Origin of the sequence: Photorhabdus sp. HUG-39 (assembly GCF_963878365.1) — a bacterium.
GTDB lineage: Bacteria > Pseudomonadota > Gammaproteobacteria > Enterobacterales > Enterobacteriaceae > Photorhabdus > Photorhabdus kayaii.
The window spans coordinates 12,802-31,678 of sequence record NZ_CAWNWY010000047.1 but is presented as its reverse complement, the minus strand read 5'-3'; the positions used below and the strand labels follow the sequence as shown (position 1 = coordinate 31,678).

27 protein-coding genes are annotated in these 18,877 nt (G+C 43.3%); 17 read left to right on the top strand and 10 right to left on the bottom strand.

Features of this window, described 5'->3' with window-relative positions:
* Positions 1-311: 311 nt before the first annotated feature.
* The 9 genes from AAC155_RS21750 to AAC155_RS21710 all read right to left on the bottom strand — a co-directional run bounded on the left by AAC155_RS21750 (position 312) and on the right by AAC155_RS21710 (position 6,597).
* Positions 312-680, bottom strand: coding sequence for a Mor transcription activator family protein (locus AAC155_RS21750; protein WP_112896822.1), 369 nt, complete (start codon positions 678-680; stop codon positions 312-314).
* A complete protein-coding gene (locus tag AAC155_RS21745; RefSeq protein ID WP_112896821.1) occupies positions 673-1,101 on the bottom strand; it encodes a gp16 family protein in 429 nt (142 codons plus the stop codon). The genes AAC155_RS21750 and AAC155_RS21745 overlap by 8 nt, the downstream gene beginning before the upstream one ends.
* A gap of 98 nt (positions 1,102-1,199) precedes the next feature.
* Positions 1,200-1,391, bottom strand: coding sequence for a hypothetical protein (locus AAC155_RS21740; protein ID WP_112896820.1), 192 nt, complete (start codon positions 1,389-1,391; stop codon positions 1,200-1,202).
* Positions 1,354-1,554, bottom strand: coding sequence for a hypothetical protein (locus AAC155_RS21735; protein ID WP_112896819.1), 201 nt, complete (start codon positions 1,552-1,554; stop codon positions 1,354-1,356). Before AAC155_RS21735 ends, AAC155_RS21740 begins: the two co-directional genes overlap by 38 nt.
* 260 nt (positions 1,555-1,814) lie before the next feature.
* Positions 1,815-2,981 carry an ExeA family protein gene (locus AAC155_RS21730; protein WP_113044113.1) on the bottom strand — a complete coding sequence of 389 codons (1,167 nt, stop codon included), beginning with the start codon at positions 2,979-2,981 and terminating at the stop codon, positions 1,815-1,817.
* A gap of 238 nt (positions 2,982-3,219) precedes the next feature.
* Complete coding sequence (locus AAC155_RS21725) at positions 3,220-5,004, bottom strand: DDE-type integrase/transposase/recombinase (RefSeq protein WP_113044112.1); 1,785 nt, start codon at positions 5,002-5,004, stop codon at positions 3,220-3,222.
* 53 nt (positions 5,005-5,057) lie between these two features.
* Complete coding sequence (locus tag AAC155_RS21720; RefSeq protein ID WP_036777233.1) at positions 5,058-6,014, bottom strand: hypothetical protein; 957 nt, start codon at positions 6,012-6,014, stop codon at positions 5,058-5,060.
* Between the two features lie 19 nt (positions 6,015-6,033).
* Positions 6,034-6,342 (bottom strand): helix-turn-helix domain-containing protein, encoded by a 309-nt coding sequence (locus AAC155_RS21715; RefSeq protein ID WP_040153029.1) that lies wholly within the window; start codon positions 6,340-6,342, stop codon positions 6,034-6,036.
* A 66-nt stretch (positions 6,343-6,408) separates the two neighbouring features.
* Positions 6,409-6,597: a DNA-binding protein gene (locus AAC155_RS21710; protein WP_036777229.1), complete on the bottom strand. Its 189-nt coding sequence runs from the start codon at positions 6,595-6,597 to the stop codon at positions 6,409-6,411.
* Positions 6,598-6,687: 90 nt separating this feature from the next.
* On the opposite strand from AAC155_RS21710, the gene AAC155_RS21705 reads away from it, so the two are divergent.
* The 4 genes from AAC155_RS21705 to AAC155_RS21690 are packed head-to-tail and all read left to right on the top strand — an operon-like array spanning position 6,688 to position 8,190.
* The gene (locus AAC155_RS21705) at positions 6,688-7,104 is read left to right on the top strand and encodes a helix-turn-helix domain-containing protein (protein WP_082111258.1); all 417 of its coding nucleotides are present in this window, start codon (positions 6,688-6,690) and stop codon (positions 7,102-7,104) included.
* 16 nt (positions 7,105-7,120) lie between these two features.
* A complete protein-coding gene (locus AAC155_RS21700) occupies positions 7,121-7,657 on the top strand; it encodes a hypothetical protein (protein WP_113044111.1) in 537 nt (178 codons plus the stop codon).
* A 39-nt stretch (positions 7,658-7,696) separates the two neighbouring features.
* The gene (locus tag AAC155_RS21695; RefSeq protein WP_113044110.1) at positions 7,697-7,879 is read left to right on the top strand and encodes a hypothetical protein; all 183 of its coding nucleotides are present in this window, start codon (positions 7,697-7,699) and stop codon (positions 7,877-7,879) included.
* Positions 7,880-7,896: 17 nt separating this feature from the next.
* Positions 7,897-8,190, top strand: a complete 294-nt coding sequence (locus AAC155_RS21690; protein WP_229015620.1) for a hypothetical protein — start codon at positions 7,897-7,899, stop codon at positions 8,188-8,190.
* A gap of 191 nt (positions 8,191-8,381) precedes the next feature.
* Here the strand turns inward: AAC155_RS21690 and AAC155_RS21685 are convergent, their stop codons facing one another.
* On the bottom strand, positions 8,382-9,152 hold the full coding sequence (locus AAC155_RS21685) for a DNA adenine methylase (RefSeq protein ID WP_113044109.1): 771 nt from the start codon (positions 9,150-9,152) through the stop codon (positions 8,382-8,384).
* 257 nt (positions 9,153-9,409) lie between these two features.
* On the opposite strand from AAC155_RS21685, the gene AAC155_RS21680 reads away from it, so the two are divergent.
* The 13 genes from AAC155_RS21680 to AAC155_RS21620 all read left to right on the top strand — a co-directional run bounded on the left by AAC155_RS21680 (position 9,410) and on the right by AAC155_RS21620 (position 18,877).
* Complete coding sequence (locus AAC155_RS21680) at positions 9,410-9,760, top strand: putative holin (RefSeq protein WP_046975925.1); 351 nt, start codon at positions 9,410-9,412, stop codon at positions 9,758-9,760.
* Between the two features lie 2 nt (positions 9,761-9,762).
* On the top strand, positions 9,763-10,380 hold the full coding sequence (locus tag AAC155_RS21675) for a transglycosylase SLT domain-containing protein (RefSeq protein WP_113044108.1): 618 nt from the start codon (positions 9,763-9,765) through the stop codon (positions 10,378-10,380).
* On the top strand, positions 10,370-10,993 hold the full coding sequence (locus AAC155_RS21670) for a hypothetical protein (RefSeq protein ID WP_113044107.1): 624 nt from the start codon (positions 10,370-10,372) through the stop codon (positions 10,991-10,993). Before AAC155_RS21675 ends, AAC155_RS21670 begins: the two co-directional genes overlap by 11 nt.
* A complete protein-coding gene (locus AAC155_RS21665) occupies positions 10,990-11,322 on the top strand; it encodes a hypothetical protein (RefSeq protein ID WP_112896737.1) in 333 nt (110 codons plus the stop codon). The genes AAC155_RS21670 and AAC155_RS21665 overlap by 4 nt, the downstream gene beginning before the upstream one ends.
* The gene (locus AAC155_RS21660) at positions 11,315-11,626 is read left to right on the top strand and encodes a hypothetical protein (protein ID WP_112896738.1); all 312 of its coding nucleotides are present in this window, start codon (positions 11,315-11,317) and stop codon (positions 11,624-11,626) included. The genes AAC155_RS21665 and AAC155_RS21660 overlap by 8 nt, the downstream gene beginning before the upstream one ends.
* A complete protein-coding gene (locus AAC155_RS21655) occupies positions 11,626-12,189 on the top strand; it encodes a DUF3486 family protein (protein WP_113044106.1) in 564 nt (187 codons plus the stop codon). Before AAC155_RS21660 ends, AAC155_RS21655 begins: the two co-directional genes overlap by 1 nt.
* On the top strand, positions 12,186-13,502 hold the full coding sequence (locus tag AAC155_RS21650) for a phage terminase large subunit family protein (RefSeq protein WP_113044105.1): 1,317 nt from the start codon (positions 12,186-12,188) through the stop codon (positions 13,500-13,502). Before AAC155_RS21655 ends, AAC155_RS21650 begins: the two co-directional genes overlap by 4 nt.
* Positions 13,502-14,995, top strand: a complete 1,494-nt coding sequence (locus tag AAC155_RS21645) for a DUF935 domain-containing protein (RefSeq protein ID WP_113044104.1) — start codon at positions 13,502-13,504, stop codon at positions 14,993-14,995. Before AAC155_RS21650 ends, AAC155_RS21645 begins: the two co-directional genes overlap by 1 nt.
* Positions 14,976-15,806 (top strand): phage head morphogenesis protein, encoded by an 831-nt coding sequence (locus AAC155_RS21640; RefSeq protein WP_113044103.1) that lies wholly within the window; start codon positions 14,976-14,978, stop codon positions 15,804-15,806. The genes AAC155_RS21645 and AAC155_RS21640 overlap by 20 nt, the downstream gene beginning before the upstream one ends.
* Complete coding sequence (locus AAC155_RS21635; RefSeq protein ID WP_113044102.1) at positions 15,799-16,248, top strand: phage virion morphogenesis protein; 450 nt, start codon at positions 15,799-15,801, stop codon at positions 16,246-16,248. Before AAC155_RS21640 ends, AAC155_RS21635 begins: the two co-directional genes overlap by 8 nt.
* A gap of 203 nt (positions 16,249-16,451) precedes the next feature.
* On the top strand, positions 16,452-17,546 hold the full coding sequence (locus AAC155_RS21630; protein WP_113044101.1) for a peptidase: 1,095 nt from the start codon (positions 16,452-16,454) through the stop codon (positions 17,544-17,546).
* 31 nt (positions 17,547-17,577) lie between these two features.
* Positions 17,578-18,513: a hypothetical protein gene (locus AAC155_RS21625; RefSeq protein WP_113044100.1), complete on the top strand. Its 936-nt coding sequence runs from the start codon at positions 17,578-17,580 to the stop codon at positions 18,511-18,513.
* A 13-nt stretch (positions 18,514-18,526) separates the two neighbouring features.
* A complete protein-coding gene (locus AAC155_RS21620) occupies positions 18,527-18,877 on the top strand; it encodes a DUF2190 family protein (RefSeq protein WP_011147618.1) in 351 nt (116 codons plus the stop codon).

The window sequence follows — 18,877 nt, the reverse complement described above, 5'->3', positions numbered from 1 at the left end:
GGTCATCCCGGGTAAAACTGACGCGCTGGGCAGAACGGTGACTGTGCAGAGTGCGGCGGAAGAAAATCTGCAACTGCATTCACCGGAAGCAACACCCAAGCCGAAGCAAACCTTATACCGGGCCAGCGGTAACTGATCATAAGTAAGATATTTGACAGGGAATTGAAAGATAATTATGGGAAAAACTTGGACTAAATGGGAAGTTATGGAGATTCAATTGTAAATCCTTTTCAGTATTTGAAAGGCAGACCGAACGAGAATCATGTTTAGTCTGCCATCTGATTTTACTAAGCTCAATTAGTTTGACCTGCCTATTCAGACTCGTTATCGAATAACTTACCTTGCAGGCGATCCAGTTCCTCCTTTCGAATACGTTTCACTACGCTATAAATCCATTGAATAGAAACACCAAACTTACGAGCCAGATCATGATGATTTTTACCGTTAAATTCGTTGAAAATCTCACGATCACGGAGGCTGACTTTCCAAATCATGCCCATAGGAAAATAGACATTCTGACCGCCCCAAACCTGCATCATATGGTTAGCAACAGCTTCACCAATTTGCTCGGCTAACGCAGGCTCAACATGGATTATTTCACTGACCGTGCAGGCTGTATGCTGTGCCAGTTCGACCAGCAGCTCAGGACCTTTGCTACGAAAATTATTCACATCATTCATACTTTTTCCTCGTGACGTGGTTCTGCCACTTCTTCAGTTTTTCAATAATGCTGCTGGCTTGGTCTGAATCCAACCACTGTAAACCATCAATATCCGTTTCACGCTTAATCCAGTGAGCTAAGGCTTGTTCAGAACCATTACGAACAATACCTATAGATGCCATTTCTAGCCACAATGCACGTATCTTCTTTGATTGGGGATGACTATCTAATGGACGTGATGTTTTGGATTTCCTAAAAGATTTAATCTTAAAACCGCGTTTTTTCATAGCTTCCAAAACGCGAGTTAACTGCGGGATATCCATCTCCCGCGTAGAGGCTTTTCCGGTTTCTGAAAGTAACATCTGGCGATACGTATCCTCGTCTAGTTTTAGATCACTACGTGCAATATGAATAAGCTGAATAAGTTTCTGTTTTGCCATCTTATTCATCCTCTACTATGTACTCTTGAATTAAGTAAACCAGAATAGCCAGTATTAACTTGATACTACTGAACTTGGCTTTTCGGTATAAGGCCGTTTTATCCATGTGTGGTCTCCAGTGGCTGTAAATCCCATGTTGACACAGAGACACCGTATTGCTGACTGCAATGTGGACAAACCAAGATTAAATCAACAACCCACTCACCAAATTCAGGAGTCTGAATAACCTTGGCTTGTTTTAGATTCATTTTTTCAACAGGTTGTTTGCAGTGATGACATGTTATTTTCATAAGTATGTTCCTTACTTAATTTTCTGTTCAAATGGATAATTGAAAAATCTTCTTTACCTGAATTAATTGATATTTCATTAATATCTTTTACAACAGCTTTATTTACATAATTACGGGTGTAGGAAGCCGCTGTAGCTTTAAACATAATTTTTCTTTTTGCCATGTTTAATTACCCTGTTACTTAATAAATATGTTTATTAATACCAATATATTTTCTTCTTTTCCTCAACAAAGAAACCTTTTTTTTCAAGTAGATCGACAATGAAATGCCGAACTTAATATTTACAAGACTTCCATTTCTTTGGTTATAGTATGTTCCATCCTTGTTGCAACCAATTTGAAACCAATAAAACCAGAAATTATTCGAATCCGCCTATTGTTAATATTAATTGTTAAATAGAACTTTTTCTTATAATGATATCTTCAGCTAACACTGCGAATAATATTGGCATCAACCTTAGGTATCTCATTAATTTCAGCCATGTTCATAGCTGCAATAATCAAGTTTCCGATAGCTAATGGATATAATAAACTAACAGTTTCTTTACTGCTATGCCGACTAAGACATAAACGGTCACGGATAGCACCAATAGCGCTATTATCTAAAATCTTATTAGTCTTCATGCCTACGCGACCAAATTTAAAATCCAAAAATGTTTCCAGATAATCATTAAGAGGAAACAAATTAACAACTTCACAACGTTGCACTACTTCACGAACCTCTTGATTACGTTCAGATAGCTTCAATTCCAGTTCAGGCTGACCAATCAAAATGATCGATAACAGTTTTTTAAATCCATCTTCCAGTTCAAAGAATCGTTTAAGGTGCTTTAATGTTGGTAAAGGCAACGAGTGTGCTTCTTCTATTATTAACACATGTTGGTAGCCAGCCCGTGAACTGTCTTTCAATATCTTGTGCAACTGGCGGAAGCGTGCTTCAGGCGATCGTTTCAAGTTTTCCAATGGCGCTAAGGTATTCACAATAGCTTCAGCAATGTTTGATGCTTTCAAGGTCTTACCTTTTACATCATTGTCTTCCATTGCTAATACGTAGGGTTCAATAACAATAACGGGGGTATTCTCCCTGTTAATACGGTCAATAAGATCACGACGCAATGTCGTTTTACCTGAACCCGACTCCCCTGATACTGCCAGAAAACCACCATAGCGGGCTGTTTGATACATGGCTTCCCGTACATAACGGCTATCTGGAGTCACAAAAACATCTTCAGCACTTTGAATTGCGCTATCTTCAAATGGATCACGAAATAAACCAAAGTGCTTTTTCGTAGCTGGAAATAACACTTGTTTTTTTAGTAACATGTATTCCTCCTCAGAAATGAGGGTTGTATTTTTATTATCGGTATCTGATTTATCGGTTGTTTGTACCACCTCAAAACTTTTTGCGGTATCGATACCTCTTTTTGCCAAGAAATCAGTAATACGCTGACGAATTGCATCTGCGTTCTGTCGTGGCCATATATTGTGGTTAACAATTTGAGCCAACGCCGCCGCTGAAATTCCTGCCGCACTTGCGGCTGCACTTTGCGTTAACTGATGTGCCTGTAATTGCTGTTTAAACACCAGCATAATAATCCCCCGTTAAGCGGCTATCTTTATTTCTGCATATGCCATTGATAATAAGAGATAGCAACATCACTCCCTGGCAAAATATCCTATATACTTCCTACGTTATAATGAGTTTCACGAAAACAAATTGGGTCACTTTTATAAATAAACCTCAGTTGTATTTTGAATTGTCAATGAAAGTAGTGGATCATGAACTTTAATTGCCATTTTTCTTTTCCTTAATATACACCATGAAAAACTAATTACCGTTAACAATACTGCGTGCAACAGTTGTTGATTTCCCCATGAATTCATCAACCAACTCATCAATTTGATCTGTTGGAACACCATTAGGAAAGCGTTTAACTATTTGCTGATAAAATTCACCACGCCATGTCTTACCATGTGATTGGAACCGTTCACGTAAAATTTTGACAACATCAACCGGGTTCATAATCTGTTCAATTCGTGGACTATGTACCGTAGAGGCTTGTCCACGTTTTGGCATATACGTTGGCGCATCATTACGTTCAATATCCAAATATGGATCAAACCGACCATTGAGGGGAAGTGTTTTCAATTTACGTGCTATTTCAGTTTCAGCCGTGCTGTTTGTCCCCATGATTTTTTGTTCAACTTCGGCTAAATTACGTTGTGCAATTGTTTGAGGAATGGCTTGGAATTCACTACCAATTACAGGTGCGCCGATGGCAAAGCCGTACTCATCTTTAGTGACTTCATTAACAAGATGGAAAGCATCAAAACCATCTTCACCAGTAATGACTACCTGTGCTTCTTCGTCACGCCACGGATTGCGGGTGATCATGATTGAATCACCAACACTCACGCTAGGAACGGTACTGACGTCATACTCACGTCCCCTGAAAGATACTCTCAAGGTTGACTGTACTTTACGGCTTTCTGGTGCACCAATTGCCAATTCACGACAAACGTTAATGGCAGGTGCTTTTACTAACTGTTCTGCTGTGATTTTTAGCCAGCAATCTGTACGGGTTTGTCCATGTCGGCTATGTATTGCACTGCGGTTAAATTTCATACGCCATAGCCGTGCCAGACGGTTAAGTTCATCAATATCATCAACCTGTCGAAAACGTAAACCGGATTCGAAATTGCGTTCGATGATGTCACGCGCTTTTTCAACAGAGCCCGTAGCACGGGCGTTACGGGCCTTGTGTTGTATCATTTGAATGCCTAGGGCCTTACACAAGTTACGTAGTGTAGGTGCTGTCAAAGCTGAACCGGGGTCAGTAAATAAAATTTGGGGTACACCGTGTAACACATCTGCATCACCACGATCTTGCATTGCGTTAATCAATACAGAAGTAAAATTCTGACTGGTTTCACCGCCAAATAAGTATTCAACATATATCCAGCCACTTGTGTGATCTGTTAGTTCAAACGACCAGACGCGATCATTAATGATACGAGCTAGATTTTTAGGCTTATTTTTATTAAATTCAGCCACAGACATCATGCGTAACCCACTGTCACTTCTATTGTTTTTATTAGGATTTTTTAGGTAATACAGTACACAAATTGAGGCGTCTAATTCCCAGACATGATTGGGATGCAGGCTAGCCAATTGTAGGCTGGGCGCAGGCACTTTCAACTGTTCAGGATGAAGTTTGTACTGGCGCAATGCACGACTAATAGCGTCAACGGATAACGGAGAAAATTCGCCCGTTTCAGTATCAATATGGCCTGCATTAATCAGGCCATTTGAACGCAGATCATTAATGGCCTGTTCGAAGCTATATAACCGTTTCCCTGTATTACGAGTGGCCTCCATCAATACCCCTGAGATTAGAGTTGCTTCTTCACGTGTCAGCGCGCTATTACCTGCATCAGAACGTTTCTTGCGTGGCTTTTTGCCAGAAACTTCACCAAGTTTTTTAATCAATGTTGAACGTGACATACAAAGCTCTTCACAAGCCGCCCGATATATTGCTTCTTTACTGCCATGTCCGGCTTTATGTGCTGCCTGTGCAATAGAAACTAATCGTTCGGTCATTGTGGTATTCATGTTATTGCCCTTATTTCTTCAATTTCTTTTCAAGCATTTTTTTCAATTCAGATTTATTCATGTGCCTCTTCCTTATCCATCCATTCTGGTCGTTCGAATCTTTCCTCTTCTGCTTCCGCACCTTCTTTAGCCCAATCAGGAACAATGCTGTGTTCTCTGTACTCAGGCAGATTAAAGTGATTACGTAGGTTACGAATTTTGACTTCAAGGTCATCGAGTACGCCTGCCATAAACCCAACATGACTAATATCGGTGCGTGTGGTATGGTCATTAAGCGTTTCAAATCCATTGAAAAGATTGGTGATAGCGGCATCAATAGCAAAAGACAATGAATTAACCTCTTGTGTCAAAGCTGCACCTTCTTCTTCCGGTTTTTCATGATTGATTCGGCGCTGAAGTTTGTGCTGGATTTCAGATTTCTCCTCAATCAAACTACTAACAAGTTCCTTTTTTTCTTGTACCGTCTGGCGTGAAATATCCAGATCAGCACGTGTATCACGCAGGGCTTTACGTAGTTCGCGGACAGACATGCGATCAATATCATCTAATGTCAGACCAGCTACAGTGCCACCTTCAGCCAATTCAGACAGTTCATCATCGTCTTCAAGCATCAATTCATACAGTTTGGAACGTCCCAAAAGCGAAAACGTTTTCGCTTTTGTTTCTAATCCAGGTGAAAGAAATTTGAGTGCAGCTTGTGCCATTTTTTGGGCAATACGGGGTTCCAGACCGAGTTGATCCTTAACGATGTTAACAAACTCGCCATGAGGTTCATTCTCTTTAAGAATAATGAGGCGCTTCCCAGCTTCTAACATCGCTTCAGCACTCTGAGCCATGTAGAAACGGGTTTCATGGACGATGCGATCACGTTCATACGGCAAACCATCACCAAACTGTTCCATGATTTGCAGACGGTGTGTTGTCATAGCGTTGAGATTGACCTGTAGATCGTCGGCAAGTTGAACATCTTCGGCCAGTTTTACTGATGTTGTATTTTTTGAGCGTGCCATTATATAAATCCCCTGTTAATTAATTTCTGCTACCAGCGAGAACGCGCTGATTCATTTCCGTAATTCTAGCCTGGGTATTAGCCATTTCATTTGAGAACGATTGTGCTATTTGTAGTAATTGCATACCTGGTGCATATCTGCCGCTACTCAGTTTTTGCGCCAGCCCTTCTTCTATTAATGTATTTAGTGCACGATTAATATTTGCGGGAGATTCCCCCAGTAATTCCGCTAATTCACCATTACTCAGCCCAGACAAGGAATGACCACGTAGAGCCTTAAGAACCCGTAATATGCGCGTACCAGAACTGGAAACGTTAATTTTGCGCATGTCACATTCTCCCTTTTCAATATGTGATAATCTGTTACATAAAGTGATAAAATAGTTAGGCCAAATTTAAATGCCTAAACTTGGCGTTTTCAGACCTAGCTTTACAGCTATTTCATGGGCCTTTCCGTAATTAGCTTTGGATTGTCCATTAAGAACTCGGTATACAGCTTCACGGGAATACCCGTTCTCCTGTGCCCATTGGGTAATAGTGATGCCGTGTTGATGAAAGCGGCTTTTAATTTTCTCGGGTGTCATGCTATGGCCTCCGGTAATGCAATGATGTTTGTACAATACATGACATTATTGTCCCATTAATGGGACTTGTAAAGGGTTTTGGTGACAAAAATGTCTCTTGGTGAGAGATTAAAAAAAGAGCGTGAGCGATTGGGGTTTAGTCAGTCTGATTTCGCGGAGATGGTTGGTGCATCAAGAAAATCACAGATAAGGTGGGAAAAAGATGAATCTGCACCAGGAGCTGATGCTATAAGCCTTTGGGCAAAAGCGGGTCTTGATGTGTTGTACCTAATAACAGGTCAAGTTCAACAGTCAGCCTCTACCGCTTACAAAAACAGTGAGATAGATGCAGAATTACTGGGAAAAATTGTTCATAAACTAGATTCGATGGCACAACAAGCTAATCGCCGCTGGACGCCCGATGAACTCGTCCTGCAATCATCAAAAATATATAACTTTTTAATTAAAGAGTCGGTTGTCGATGACAGTAGAATTGACAGAGTATTAAAACTGGTTGTTAATCATTAAAAAATAAAGGATTTGCATGGACAGAAGAGATGAAGAATTACAAACATTAGCAGGACAAGTTTTTGATAGCCTTAAACAACTTCCCCAAGATGGGCAGGAACGACAAATAACCATCAGCGTTGGTGGCAATAATCATGGTTCTATTCATGTAGGTTCAGTCGTCAATATTAACCCCATGCCATCTCGCCCGCGTGAGCTTCATGAAAGGGATAGTCGGGAATTACTTGCTATAAAACGAGAATTACTTATAAAAAATAAAGATGCTAAATGGCGTTATTACATCAATACACCTTGCCTGCTGTTACTTAGCCTCATGCTTATAGCATTCACGTTTGCCCTATGGAACGCTTATATGATATTTTTTGGTGGAGGACTTACTAATGTATTGGTACTTAATGATAAGATATTGATAATCTTTATTTCTTGGGCCGTGCTGGTAATGCTTTGTGGAAAAAAAATGGACAAGCACAGGAAGATAGAAAATAGGATAATAGATGAAAATCAGAATGTTCTTGATACCATAGATGTAATCTTACGACGTAGAAATTCTTAAAAATATAGTTATTTTCTATTTCATATAAGGGTATGGACTGTGCGTAACTTATTAATTCCCACAAATGCCAAACTTCCCAATGATTATATAGCCGATGGAAATAATTGTTTTCTTGATATAGAGGATAACGAAACAGTTTTATCTATATCTAAATCAGCTTGCCAATCTGTTTGTTTAGATCAACAGAATGTACCTGGTGGAACGTTGGAATTGAAACTTTAGAAACACATAGGATATTTATGTCTACTACAAATATAGAAAAATTTAATGAAATTGTAGGTATTATATTTGGGAAACTATATGAGTCATTTCCTTTAAAGATAGATCTTTTATCTATAGAGATAATCGGTGAACCCCTTCAATATTCTGATGGAATATACTCTGACGAACTTTGTACTACAGTAGAAGATCATAGATTTTTTCTGGATACAGTGGATTGGCTTATGACGAATGGTTATTTGGTAGGGACTATGAGCTCTGAAGGTTGTCATAGAGCCGTATTAACCGCTGAAGGTTTGAGGTTCTCAAAGTAATCCCTGATAGTTTAGAAACCCCATTAGGTGATCGTATTAAGGAAACACTGAAGACTGAAAGTAAAGAAGCATTAAGGTCTTTAATTAGCCAAACTCTCGGAATAGGTTTACAGTTTGTATCCCGTTCTATTGGCTTAGGTTAAAGGTAAAAAAATGGCAAAGCAAATATATTGCTTTGCCATCCTCGGTTATTAAAAATTACAAATAATCAGCTCCTTACTCTGCTTGACTTTCCCCGTAATTTTCAAGTTGTACCCGATATTGACTACTTGCATTGTCAACCCTTTGAACGCCTTGCGCATTTCTGGAATATCGTTCACTGAAATTACCATTTTCCCTCGGATGGTATGCGCTAGTTCTGCTAACAGATCATAGTTATCAAGCCCAAATTCTATGCCATATCCCTCTGTACCCCAATACGGCGGATCACAGTAAAACAGCGTATGTGGCCTGTCGTACCGTTGAACGCATTGTGCCCAGTTCATATTTTCAATAATCGTTCTTGCCAGTCGCAGGTGAGCCATTGATAGCTCTTCTTCTATTCTGAGCAAATTAAATCGCGGTGGGCTGGTGGTAGAAGTACCGAAAGTATGTTCTGCTACCTTACCGCCAAATGCCTGCTTTTGGAGATAGTAGAAACGCGCTGCTCTCTGAATATCGGTTAGCGTTTCTTCGGGGGTAATCTGCAACCATTTATAAATTTGGCGGCTGACCAATGCCCATTTAAATTGCCGGACAAACTCTTCCAAGTGATGTTTTATTACGCAATAAAGATTCACCAACTCACCATTAATATCATTAATTACTTCACATTTGCTCGGTACTTTTAGGAAATACAGCGCTGCAGCACCACAGAACGGTTCGACATAACAGGTATGCTCAGGAAATAACGGTAAAATATGTTTTGCTAATCGGCGTTTACCACCAATCCACGGAACGATAGGTAAAGATTGTTCTTTCATTATCCGTAAGCCTTTTTCATTAGCTGAAAATGAGTTAGGCTTTCCCGGTCATCAATAATCAATAATCAATAGCGGAAAGAGCCTCGGTTGGCTCACAGTACATGCCTGTGAGTTGATAGCCTACCCAGTGTTCGAGCGTTAGGCAGGTCGCTCTTATCCTGTCTTTTACTTTTCTGATGTGCTCTTAACGCCCTTTAAAATCCTTTTCCCAATAAATTGGAAAAACTGTTTCCATCAACGACTACGGAGACAGTTCAGTGAAAACTTTCAAATCGTTTGTATCACTTATCAAAAAATTACGCCTCGGTGGCTGGTTGTTAACAGCTGTTCTATTGCTGATCACTATCGGTTTAGTTTCCCCTCAACAAGTCCCTGTTGTGATCTACAAATTGTCGCTTATTGCTCTGGCTGTTGTCTTGGGGTACTGGCTAGACCGCAGTTTATTCCCGAAAGCAAGGCCCGGTCAGTATCTGAAATATGATGAAATACTCATGAAAAAAGGAAAATATCCCGTTCAGACTGGCTACCATATGGTGTTTGCTGCCGTTCTGATACGCCGTGCACTGATTGTTGCCGCTACCTGTTTGAGCGTAGCTACAGGGTTGTGATTATGAATTGGCGGCAGATTATCGGAATTGTGTTGCTGTGGTGTGGCGGTATGGTCAGCCCAACATTAGCTGACGAACCACCACACCGTTCGCAGCAATACCGCAATGATTTGATACGGGCATCCCGTGTGGTATGGGGATTGAATGCCCCTGTGGCAGATTTTGCTGCCCAGTTGCATCAAGAGAGTGGTTGGAAATCATGGGCAGTTTCTCCTGTCGGTGCTCAGGGCATGGCTCAATTCATGCCTGCAACCGCAAACTGGATCAGTCAACGTATCCCTGAATTATCTAATAAAGAACCATTCAACCCAGTCTGGTCTATACGGGCGATGGTTCACTATGATCATTGGCTATGGCAACGCATTAAAGCTGTCGATAAGTGCCAAAGAATGGCGATGGTGCTGTCTTCCTATAATGGGGGCTTAGGCTGGTTACTACGGGATAAGAAGAAAACCAAGGTAGTTGGTCTCAATCCGTGGGTCTGGTTCGGCCATGTTGAATCTCAGAATGCTGGACGTAGAGCGTCAGCATGGAAAGAAAATCGACATTATTCCAAACGCATATTACTGGAACTCGCACCTCGCTATTTGGCTTGGGGAGGTACCAGCTGTGCCAATTAAATTGTGGGCTAAACCTGTTTTATTGATTTTGTCGCTAATCGGCATGTTCGCTTTAGCTCACTGGAGAGGTCATACCACGGGCTTTCAGAAAGCAACGGAGACAGGAAACACTGCATTAGCACAGCAGAAAGCCGAATTTCTTCAGCTGGAAAAGCAATGGACAGAGCGGGAACTGTCAGCACTCAATGCCTTGCAACAACGTTACCAAATGCAGGTCCACTCAGCGCATCAGGCAGCAGCCAATTATCTCAACGATATTGAACAACTCCGCACTCAGAACCAACAACTGAAGAGGAAAATTGACCATGTTACCCAGAGTTGGATGGATGAAAAACAACAGTTTCATCCTGTTAATTGTGTGTTTACTCGTGGCTTCGTGCAGCAATACAACGCCGCCCTCGGCCTGTCCAGTGCACAAACTCGCTCTGCCTCCGTTACCTCCGGCGCTGATGAAACGTCCCGTGGAAATGAAAGCTCTGATGCCCAACTACGGCCATCCGGTATCACGCAACGAGATATCCTCGCCAATATCATCGACAACGGGGAACAGTGTCTTGCATTGAAAGCTCAGGTTAATGGTTTGCTGGATTACATCGAAGGATTACAACAATGACATTACAGATTGAATTTTGGGCTGCCGTAGGTTTTCTGCTCTCTTTCCTCGGTTTCATTTTTGGCATCGCAAAGTGGTTATTCAGCAAGGCCGAAGAGCGGCAGGAGGAAAGACACGCCTCGTTAGAGCAAGCGCTTAAACATTCCGTAGACAATTGGTCTCAGCTCGAACGTGAGTTTATGCAGTTTAAGGCTGACTTGCCGCTGAATTACGTGCGCCGTGAAGATTATATTCGTGGTCAAACAGTAATTGAAGCCAAGCTGGATGCGCTTTACAGCAAATTAGAGATGGTGCAGCAGCACCGAATTGCCGGAGGTAAAAATGATTGATGTTGCTCGTGTTCGTCGTGAATCATTGCGCTGGAGTCTGTTGGTCGCACTGAATAAAACCCGCCCATATACCGCCAGTGAAACTCTGTTATTGGATATATCTCGCGCGATTTATCCTGACGTCACTGCATTGGAATTACGGAAGGAATTGGATTATCTGGCAGACCGTAAATTAATTGACCTCAATAAACAGCCATCGGGTAGCTGGTTTGCTGACTTAACTCGTATTGGTGTTGATGTTGTTGAATATACGGTCGAATGTGGTCTTGGTATTGCTCGTCCTGAAAAGTACTGGAGTGAATAATGGCGCGTCGAAGCACTATCGATAAACTCCCTGAAGACGTTCGGCGTTGGTTGGAACGGGCTTTGACTGAATCAGGATTTAGTGGATACCAGGAACTCGAAACCTTGCTGCGTGATCAAGGTTATGTAATCAGTAAGTCTGCTATTCACCGTTATGGACAAAAAATAGAAAAGCGATACGGTGCAATACGGGCAGCAACAGAAGCAGCACGGATGCTCACAGAAGGTGCCGTGGATGATCAAGATGCACGTTCTGAGGCTGTGATCGCTCTGATTCAAACCGAAATCTTTGAGCACATCGTTAAATTGCAGGAAGCTGATGAGAAGGAAGTAGACCCAGCAGAACGAGTTACCCTGCTATCTAAGGTCGCCAAAAATGTTGCTACTTTAAGTAGGGCCAGCATCAACCTGAAGAAATATCAGTCTGACCTGCGCCAGAAAATCGCTGACAAAATGGAAGCACTGGAGAAAGAAGCCAATACCAATAATACCAATAATGGTGGTCGCATGAGTATTGAAACTTTGCGCCGTGTCCGGGAAGAGATTTATGGGATTGTCAAATGAGTGCAGCCATTCAACTTTACAAGTACCAGCGCACATGGTTTCTAGATCGTTCCCGTTTCAAGATAGGTAAGTTTGCTCGTCAGACGGGGAAAACATTTACCACAACACTGGAACTGACTGATGATTGTTTCGAAGTTGAGGCAACAGGTGGCCGTACACGTTGGGTGATCCTCTCCAGAGGGGAGCGTCAGGCCAGAGAAGCGATAGAAGAAGGCGTGAAAAAACACTGCCAAGCCTACAACATGGTGGCCCGTGAGATTGAAGGCTATTTCAAAGGGGCTTCAGGAGAACGCTATACCATGTTGGAAGCTGAATTGCCGGGCGGCTCCAGAATCACGGCCTTGCCTGCCAATCCAGACACGGCTCGCGGATTCGCATCCAATGTCTTTTTGGATGAGTTCGCCTTTCATCTCGACAGCCGCAAGATTTGGACGGCTTTGTTTCCTGTCATTTCCAACGGCTACAATTTACGAGTGACATCAACCCCCAATGGTAAAGGCAATAAATTCTATGAACTAATGACTGACAAGTCATTGGAACAGATTTGGTCACGGCACATTGTCGATATACATAAGGCTGTACAAGACGGCTTGCCACGGAACATTCAGGAAATGCGGACAGCCCTTAATGATGAAGATGCCTGGGCACAAGAATTTGAACTGAAATGGTTGGATGAAGCCAGTGCATGGCTTTCTTATGAGCTGATTGATGGTGTAGAGAATGACTTGGCTGGGCTGCCAGAACATTATCTGGGAGGCCCCTGTTTTGTTGGCGTTGATATTGGTATCCGCAATGACTTATTCGTTATTTGGGTATTGGAACAAGTTGGCGATGTCTACTGGACTCGTGAAATTATGACTCGCAAACGGGCAACATTCGCTGAACAGGATGCCCTGCTAGATGATGTTTTCTTCCGTTATCGCGTCTTGCGTTGCTGTATGGATCAGACTGGGATGGGCGAAAAGCCCGTCGAAGATGCCAAACGGCGGCATGGTAACAGCCGTGTAGAAGGCGTTATTTTTACCAGTAACAACAAACTGACACTGGCAACTAGGGGTAAAGAGGTGTTTGAAGACAAACAAATTCGCATTCCTCGTGGCGATCAACCCTTGCGGGCAGACTTGCATAAATTACAGAAAATTTTAGGGCCGACAGGCGCACCTCGTTTTGTCGCTGACAGTGATACAGCAGGTCATGCTGACCGAGCATGGGCAGGATTTTTGGCTGTGAATGCGTCAGATGGCCCATCAGGCCCTGTCACCATTTCATCCCGTCGTCAACGTCTGAGTGCTCAATTGTTGGGAGGATACTAATGGCTCGTGGTATCTGGGTTTCACCAACAGAATTTATTAACTTTTCCGAATCAAAGCAGTCATTCACTGAACAAATTGCATCGCGTAGCCGTTCCATTGACTTCTACAGTCTGGGCACATATCTACCTAACCCTGATACTATTCTCAAAGCCCAAGGGCGGGATATTCGTGTCTATCGTGAATTACGTACTGATCCTTTAGTTGGTGGATGTATTCGCCGCCGCAAGGCCGGAGTGAAAGCACTGGAGCGTGGTGTAGAACGTAGTAATGCCCCTGTGCGAGTCTTTAACTTTATCCGTGACATGCTCGCGGACTTGGATATGTCACGTATCATTGGCGAAATGCATGACGCTGTTCTATACGGCTATCAGCCTTGTGAATTGATGTGGAACCAGAATCAATCATGGTCAGTGACGGATATTGTTAGCAAACCGCCTGACTGGTTCCACTATGACCGTGATAACCAACTGCGTTTTCGTGCCCGTGATGCAGGCGTAGAAGGAGAACGGGTTCCTCTCTATAAATTTGTAACACCACGTCAAGATGCTACTTATGACAACCCTTATGGATTTCCAGATTTATCCATGTGCTTCTGGCCCGTCACCTTTAAGAAAGGCGGCATGAAGTTTTGGGTACGCTTTGCTGAGAAGTATGGTTCACCGTGGGTGATTGGAAAACATCCACGAGGTACGCCACAAAGTGAAATTGATCTGTTATTGGATTCGATGGAAGCGATGATTGATGATGCAGTTGCCGCCATTCCTGATGATTCCTCCGTTGAGATTAAAGAGGCAGCAGGTAAATCAGACAGCAGTGATATTTACCAGAACTTAATTACCGTTGCTCGCAGTGAGATCTCTATTGCGTTACTGGGACAAAACCAAACAACCGAAGCAAACAGCAATAAAGCCTCTGCACAAGCGGGATTGGAGGTAACGGATGATATTCGTGATGCTGATGCTGACGTTATCACCAGTGCCATCAATCAGGCTATACGCTGGGTTGTAGAACTGAACTTCGGTAACGTTGAATGTCCGGTCTATCGTCTTTGGGAACAGCAATCGGTAGATGAAACACAGGCTAATCGTGATGTTAAGTTGAGTCAGGCTGGTGTCAGATTTACTCCGCAATACTGGAAACGCGAATATCAATTGCAGGATGGGGATATTGATGAAACAACCTTGTCAACCACGCCTATTCCACCACTCCCACTGGCGTTCTCTGAAGCTGTTCACGCAGATTTAGCAGCACAAGACACCTTAGATGAAGCACTGGATATTTTGATGAATGAAGGATCATTGAATGAATCATTGGAATCTCTGCTGCTTCCTTTGTTCTATCGTGTTCAAAACGGTGTTAATCCCAGCGATCTAACAGGAGAGTTAGCCGAGCTTTATCCACACATGGACGCAGAGGGTTTGCAAGAGCAGCTAGCACGGGTTTTGTTTGTGTCTAACATCTGGGGGCGCTTGCATGAGCATAACCACGCCTGAACTGGCGTATTGCATGACATTACCTCCCAAGCGAGCCATTGGTTATCTGCAATCTAAGGGCTACAAGATAACGTGGGATTGGGAAGAACTTTGGCAAGAGACTCATGCCCGTGCATTCACGGTGGCGAAAGTCACGCGTCTGGATATTCTGGAAGATATTCGCCAGGCGCTACAGCAGGCACTGGATGAAGGCAAGACTGATCGTTGGTTTCGTCAGGAGCTGGAGCCAACATTAAGACGTAAGGGGTGGTGGGGAACGAAAGAAACCGATGACCCCGTTACAGGGGAACGTGTCACTGTTCAGCAAGGTAGCCCGTGGCGCCTTGAGACTATCTTTCGTACCAACATGTCGGTGCTGTACAGTGCAGGCCGTTGGGCCGAACAAATGGAAAATATTGATGACCGACCGTACTGGATGTATACAGGGATCAACGATAACCATACACGCAAGAGCCATCTCGCATTGCATGGTTTGGTATTTCGCTCTGACGACCCTTTTTGGCAAGCCTTCTATCCTCCCAATGGTTGGCGTTGCCGTTGCAGTGTGATTACCCTCAGTCATGATGATGTTCGTGCCAGAGGGGTGAAAGTTATGCATTCAGGTAAAGCAATGGGCTGGGAGTTGAAATTGGTTTCACAAAAAACAGGTGAGATGCAGCCTGTTGCTACATTCAATACCGGCATAACAAAAGTAGCGACTGATGTAGGTTGGTCATATTCGCCGGGGGCAGCATATCGTCCCGATTTATCCAGATATCATGGGGAGCTATCTGGACTGGCCCGTCGCGAACTGGGAAGACAGAATGAGTAATATCACTATCACCATTAATGATGGAGACCTAAGACGTGGACTGCGGGCGTTAGAATTGGCTACTAATGATCTGACACTTGCCATGCGTAAAATTGCTGGAACATTGTCAGCAGAAACCGCTTTTAACTTTGAAGCCGAAGGACGCCCGGCATGGATACCCTCAGTAGCGGCAAAAGAACGTGGTGGTCAGACACTGCAAAAAACTGCTCGTTTGATGCGTTCAGTCAGTACCCGATATGATGCTCACACGGCAATTGTCGGTACAAACTTAGTCTACGGGCGTATTCATCAATTGGGAGGTAAAACTGGCCGCGATCAATCTGTATTGTTACCAGCCCGGCCTTATCTGCCCGTAACAGAACAAGGCGAATTATCACCAGAAGCAGAAAGAGCCGTATTAAATACCATTCAACGACATCTTGAATCAGCGGCACACCGTTAAACGTTGCCTCACTATGCGGGTGATTTATCATTGTCATCCGCAAAAAACTTTATAAAGCGTTTACAGACTCAAATTTTCGGTATCTAATTGCATACAGTTCTCCACTTTTTTATTTCCTTCCGAAGTCTTTTCTAAAGCAGATTAAAAGTAGTTTTTTCTGATTATGGAGAAACTGCCTCTATTAACGTAATAGAGGCAGTGAAATGAAGTCACTTCACATTTTCAAATCCGGTACACATACCGATATGAATGGCAAACAATTGCCGTTCAGCCCCGCAGATTTGCAAGCTTGTGCAAACGCTTATGACTCATCGTTGCATGAAGCACCGATTGTGATTGGGCATCCAAAAGACAATTTGCCCGCCTATGGTTGGGTTAAATCGCTAACGTCTTCCGGTGATGACTTAATTGCGGAGCCTCAACAGGTTGATGTTCAGTTCGCTGAATTGATCGATGCAGGCCGCTATAAAAAAATTTCTGCTTCTTTCTATTTACCTGATTCCCCAAACAACCCCAAACCCGGCGTGCTCTATTTGCGTCATGTCGGCTTTTTGGGTGCGCAGCCACCCGCCATTAAAGGATTGAAACAAGTTGAATTCAGCGAACAAGAATATGGTGTTGTGGAGTTCTCTGATTGGAGTGATATCACCAACGCCTCACTTTGGGGGCGTTTGCGAGAATTTTTGATTAGTAAATTCGGTATGGATGAAGCAGACAAAGCGCTTCCTTCTTGGCAGGTAGATTCATTACGTGAAGAAGCTTATAGCACGGCTCAGCCTGCTCCTGCCTTTCATGAACCCAATAACACACATCAACATGAGGAAAACATCGTGACAAATGAAGAAAAAAAGGCGCTCAAAGATGAAAACACTCGCCTGAAAGAACAGCTTACTGCCCGTGATGCTGCCGACGCAAAGCGCAAACAAACTGAGCAACATGCCGGAAACGTGGCATTTGCCGAAAAGCTGATCACAGACGGCAAATTGGCGCCAGCTGCTCAATCTATCGTGATCGCCTTGCTGGACGCTGTAACCCAAGGAGATTCCCCTGTCGAGTTTGCTGAAGGTGATGTGAAAAAACCATTGGCTACTGCGTTTAAAGATCTGCTGAGTTCTGTCCAGCCTGTTATTGATTTTGGTGAACATGCAACAAAAGACCGGGTAGACCAAAACACATCATCAGATATTGCTGAGTTTTCTGATGCAGATCCTGAACGTCTGGCGTTGCATCAAAAAGCCGTCGCTCTGGTGAAGAAAGAAGGCATCAGTTACGACGTAGCCGTTACCCGCTGCCTGTAACACTAGGGACGTAATTATTGAGGAGAAATAAATGTCTGATTATTTGAAAGGCAAACGTATTGTTGATCCTGTGCTAACCAGTGTTGCTCGTGGTTATAAAAATGCGGCATTCATCGGCGAACATCTTTTCCCCGTCGTCGAAATGGAGAAAGAAGGTGCTAGTGTGCCGACATTTGGCAAAAGTGCTTTTGTGGAATATGACACCACGCGTGCCGTTGGTGCCAACAGTAACGTTTTGATCCGTGAGAAAGGCTCTTCGTTAGATATCGTGCTCAACGAACATGATCTAGCTGCACCTGTTGATTATCGTGAGAAATCGGAATCTTTATTTAATGAAGAAGCAAAGGCAATCCGTCGTTCCACCAATGGCGTGAATCTCAAGCGTGAACTGTATGCCGCTCGATTGGCACAAGACCCTGAAGTTTATCTTAATGACTCGGTGAAGAATCTGACAGCTAATGAACGTTGGGCTGGTGGCAAAGGTAATCCAATCAAAGTCATTGAAGCTGGAGTTGATGTTGTTCGTACTGCCATTGGTGTACGTCCAAACCTCATGACAATGGGGGCTAGCGTGATGTCACTGTTAAAATTTCATCCTGAAATTCAGGCAGCTATTGGAGCCAACGAACGTAAACGTATCACAATAGAAATACTCAAAGACCTTTTCCAAATCCAAAACGTTGTCGTTGGTGAACCTGTTTCTACCCCAAGTATTAAAGAAAATCCCGTTGATATCTGGGCTGATAATTTGATGTTGCATTACGTATCACCTCCGCAGGCAGGAGCAGAAAGCGCTGATGAATATGAACCCTCCTTTGGCTATACATTTCGCCGCAAAGGGATGCCTGTAGCGGATAAATATGAAGGTGTGGGCGGTAAGGTCAATTACTGTCGTTATACCGATATTTATAAAGTTGCGGTTGTTGGCGGTGATGCCGGCTATCTGATTACCAATATTGTGAAGTAAGGGAGACATCATCATGGCAGTAACACAACAATCCGTATTGACGACAACAATTATCGCCAGTGCGAACATCATCCAGCATCGTTTAGTTAGTACTGATAATGCACCGTGTCAGGCTGGAGCCGTTGCACTTGGTATAGCAGAGGTGGATGCGAAGGCTGGAGATGTCGTTCCTGTTAATGTATTGGGCATTATTGCTGTTGAAGCTGGTGGGCCAATAACCCGTGGGCAAGTCGTACAGTCGGATAAGGATGCCTGTGTGGTACCACTGAGTTCGGCTGAAAATGCTGCCGGAACATCTGTCGGGTTTGCGCTGGATGATGCCACAGCGGCAGGTAATATCATTCGCATCTTACGTGGCATATGA